General features: G+C 59.7%; 3 protein-coding genes and 1 pseudogene. 3 read left to right on the top strand and 1 reads right to left on the bottom strand.

Features of this window, described 5'->3' with window-relative positions; translation table 11 throughout:
* The first annotated feature begins 54 nt into the window (after positions 1 to 54).
* A complete protein-coding gene (locus VZ95_RS24465) occupies positions 55 to 438 on the top strand; it encodes a hypothetical protein (protein WP_156995407.1) in 384 nt (127 codons plus the stop codon).
* 260 nt (positions 439 to 698) lie between these two features.
* Here the strand turns inward: VZ95_RS24465 and VZ95_RS18560 are convergent, their stop codons facing one another.
* The gene (locus VZ95_RS18560) at positions 699 to 1,265 is read right to left on the bottom strand and encodes a YqgE/AlgH family protein (protein WP_332308136.1); all 567 of its coding nucleotides are present in this window, start codon (positions 1,263 to 1,265) and stop codon (positions 699 to 701) included.
* Positions 1,266 to 1,313: 48 nt separating this feature from the next.
* On the opposite strand from VZ95_RS18560, the pseudogene VZ95_RS29480 reads away from it, so the two are divergent.
* Together VZ95_RS29480 and VZ95_RS29475 are read left to right on the top strand one after the other, a co-directional pair.
* Positions 1,314 to 1,775, top strand: a pseudogene (locus VZ95_RS29480) (protein-disulfide reductase DsbD domain-containing protein); the annotation flags it as partial.
* A 797-nt stretch (positions 1,776 to 2,572) separates the two neighbouring features.
* The coding region (locus VZ95_RS29475; RefSeq protein WP_456297710.1) for a cytochrome c biogenesis protein CcdA at positions 2,573 to 2,832 on the top strand (260 nt) is incomplete at its 3' end.

The raw sequence follows: 2,832 nt of genomic DNA, 5'->3' as shown, positions 1-2,832 counted from the left end.
TGAGCTTGTGCAGAAGATGCTTACTAATGTTCATAAATATATCAGAGATCTAGCATGAAAATTTATATTCTAGCCGTTCTTGCGCCCGCTCTACTATCGGGGTGTATGCCTCTCTATTTTCTATGGGCTGAACTCAATCCGAGAGAAGCTTATCAAAGCTATTGGGGTGGACGGAATATCGATCCGGTCCCGGAAGCGGAGATCGACACCGTGATTTTGATGTCGGAGTTCGACGGCGTTTGCCAACCGCGGGTTTTTGTTGATGGAATGCCTGTTTATGCAGCAGTAAACATTAGAGATATGGCCTTGCGTGAAATTGTAGAGCAGAAAAGAGAATTTGACTTATTTTATAAATACAATATTGAGTTTTTGAATAAATCTCCAAACAAAAAGGAAGATTGTCAAAAAATTTACTCTGTGTCTTTCCGAAATCGCTAAGAATTTTATTAAAATCGGTGAATATCCATATGCAATAATATATCAGTCCAAAAAAAATAATCAGAGAGAGTTTTATATTTCTCACGCGGTAAGAAATTTGCATATGGAGTTAAATGCAGACTTCTCGATAGAAAAATGCTTAATAAATCCCAATTCAGGAAAGTATTTTCGTTACAATCCTTGGTTTGGCGATAAATAAAATATCCACAAAATGCATGGAAAGACTGTCAGGTCAAAGCCGAAATGAAGAAATTCCCCCCTCACGCATGCCCCGCCTCACTCGACAACATCGTGATATCCACCCCCAGCTTCGCAATCGCGCGGTGCCATTTGGTGTCGAGGTCGGCGTCGAACAGCAGGGCGTCGTCGGGGTCCACCGAGAGCAGGAATTGCTTTGGATTTCTTGATCGAGCTGGCCCGCGCTCCACCCGGCATAGCCTAAGGCCAGCAGGGCGCGGCGGGGGCCCGGTGCCTTGGGCGATGGCGCGCAGCATATCGACGGTGGAGGTGAGGGCGACCTCTTCCGAGACGACCAGCGAGCTTTCCTCCAGCCGGTCGGTGGAGTGCAGCACGAAGCCCCGGCGCGGCTCCACCGGGCCACCGAAGTTCACGCGCGCGGTGCCCGCTTCGTCGGCGGTCGCTTCCATTTCGAGCTGGCCGAATACGTCTTTGAACGTCATCGTTCCGGCGCGCTGGTTGATGATGAGGCCCATCGCCCCTTCGGCGGTATGCGCGCAGAGGAAGATCAGCGACCGGGCGAAGGGTTTTTCGGTCATCTGCGGCATGGCGATGAGGAATTGACCAGTTAGGTATTGGGTATTGCTCACGGTGGGCTTACATCATCCAGGAAGTGATCTGCGGTGATAGTCGGAAAGATGGGATACCCTCTGGCCTTTGTGAAGCGCTTTTGTTGGGCAGTGCTGCTGTGCATCCTTGTCGCAGGCGGCGCGCGCGCGGCGGCAACCGACTGGCAGGGCGACGGGAATGCCGCCGTTCGGCTGCTGACGGCGACCGAGGCCGTGGGCGGCGTGGACCGGGTCACGCTGGCGCTGGAATTTCGCTTCGCCCCCGGCTGGCACGGCTATTGGCGCACGCCGGGCGAGGCGGGCCTGCCGCCGACGCTCGATTGGAACGGTACGCAAAACCTGATTTCCGCCGATCCGCGCTTTCCCCCGCCAATCCGAACCACGCTGCTGGGCATCGAAACTTTCGCCTATAAAGGCGGGCTGGTGCTGCCGATTGAGGCTAAGCTGCTCGACGGAAGCCAGTCGCTGCCGCTGAAACTGGGGGTCGATTACCTCGCCTGCGCCGAAATCTGCGTGCCCTACCGGGCCGATTTGGCGCTCACCCTGCCGCCGGGCGCGGCCAGCCCCGCGCCAGAAGCCACTTTGATTGCGGCGGCGCTCGCCCAGCTTCCCCTCACGCCCGCAGCGGCGGGGCTGACGGTGACGGCGGCGGTTTTGCACAGGGACGCGCTGCGCCTCACCCTCGCTTTCACCGACCCCCTGTCGGCGGCGGAACAGGCGGGGCTCGATCTTTTCTTAGAAGGCCCCGGCAGCCTCACCGCGCCGCGCCCGCAGATCAGCGGATCGGGGGAACGTCTCGTCCTCGAAACCCCGTTGCGCGGCGTTTCGGCCGATGCCGTACTAAAGGACGGGCTCACGGCGACGCTGGTGGCGGGCGAGCGGCGCATTGAGTTTCCAGTGAAGCCCGTTATCGGCCCTGCGGTTGGGTCCACCTGGGCGCTGATGCTGGGCGCGGCGCTGCTCGGCGGGTTGATCCTCAATCTTATGCCCTGCGTGCTGCCGGTGCTGTCGCTGAAAATCCTCGGGCTGGTTGGTAGTGGCAGGCGCAGCCGGGGGCAGGTGCGCGGCGATTTGCTGGCGATGGCGGCTGGGATATTCGTCAGCTTCCTGTTGCTTGCGGGGGCCGCGATTGCCGTAAAGCTGGCGGGCGGCGCGGTCGGCTGGGGGATTCAGTTTCAGCAGCCTTGGTTCTTGGCCGGCATGGTCGGCGTGCTGGCGCTGTTCGCGGGCTCGCTGCTCGGCGGGCGGGAGATTGGCTTGCCGGTGGCGGTGAGTTCCTGGGCGGGTGCTCTCGGCCAGGGCAGCGGGGTGAATCCTTCTTCTCGGGCGTGGTGGCGACCTTATTGGCGACGCCTTGTTCCGCGCCCTTCGTCGGCACGGCGGTGGGGTTTGCGCTCGGGCAGGGGCCGGTCGAGATTTTGGCGATTTTCCTCGCGCTGGCCCTGGGGTTCGCCGCGCCGTTTCTGCTGCTGGCGCTTTTTTCCGGGGTGGGCCGCGCATCTGCCGCGCCTGGGGCTTGGATGGCCTGGGTGAAGCGCGGCTTCGGGCTCGCGCTGCTGGGAACGGCGCTGTGGTTGCTGACGGTTCT

The organism is Elstera litoralis, assembly GCF_000963705.1.
GTDB lineage: Bacteria > Pseudomonadota > Alphaproteobacteria > Elsterales > Elsteraceae > Elstera > Elstera litoralis.
This window is presented reverse-complemented; position numbering and strand designations above follow the sequence as displayed.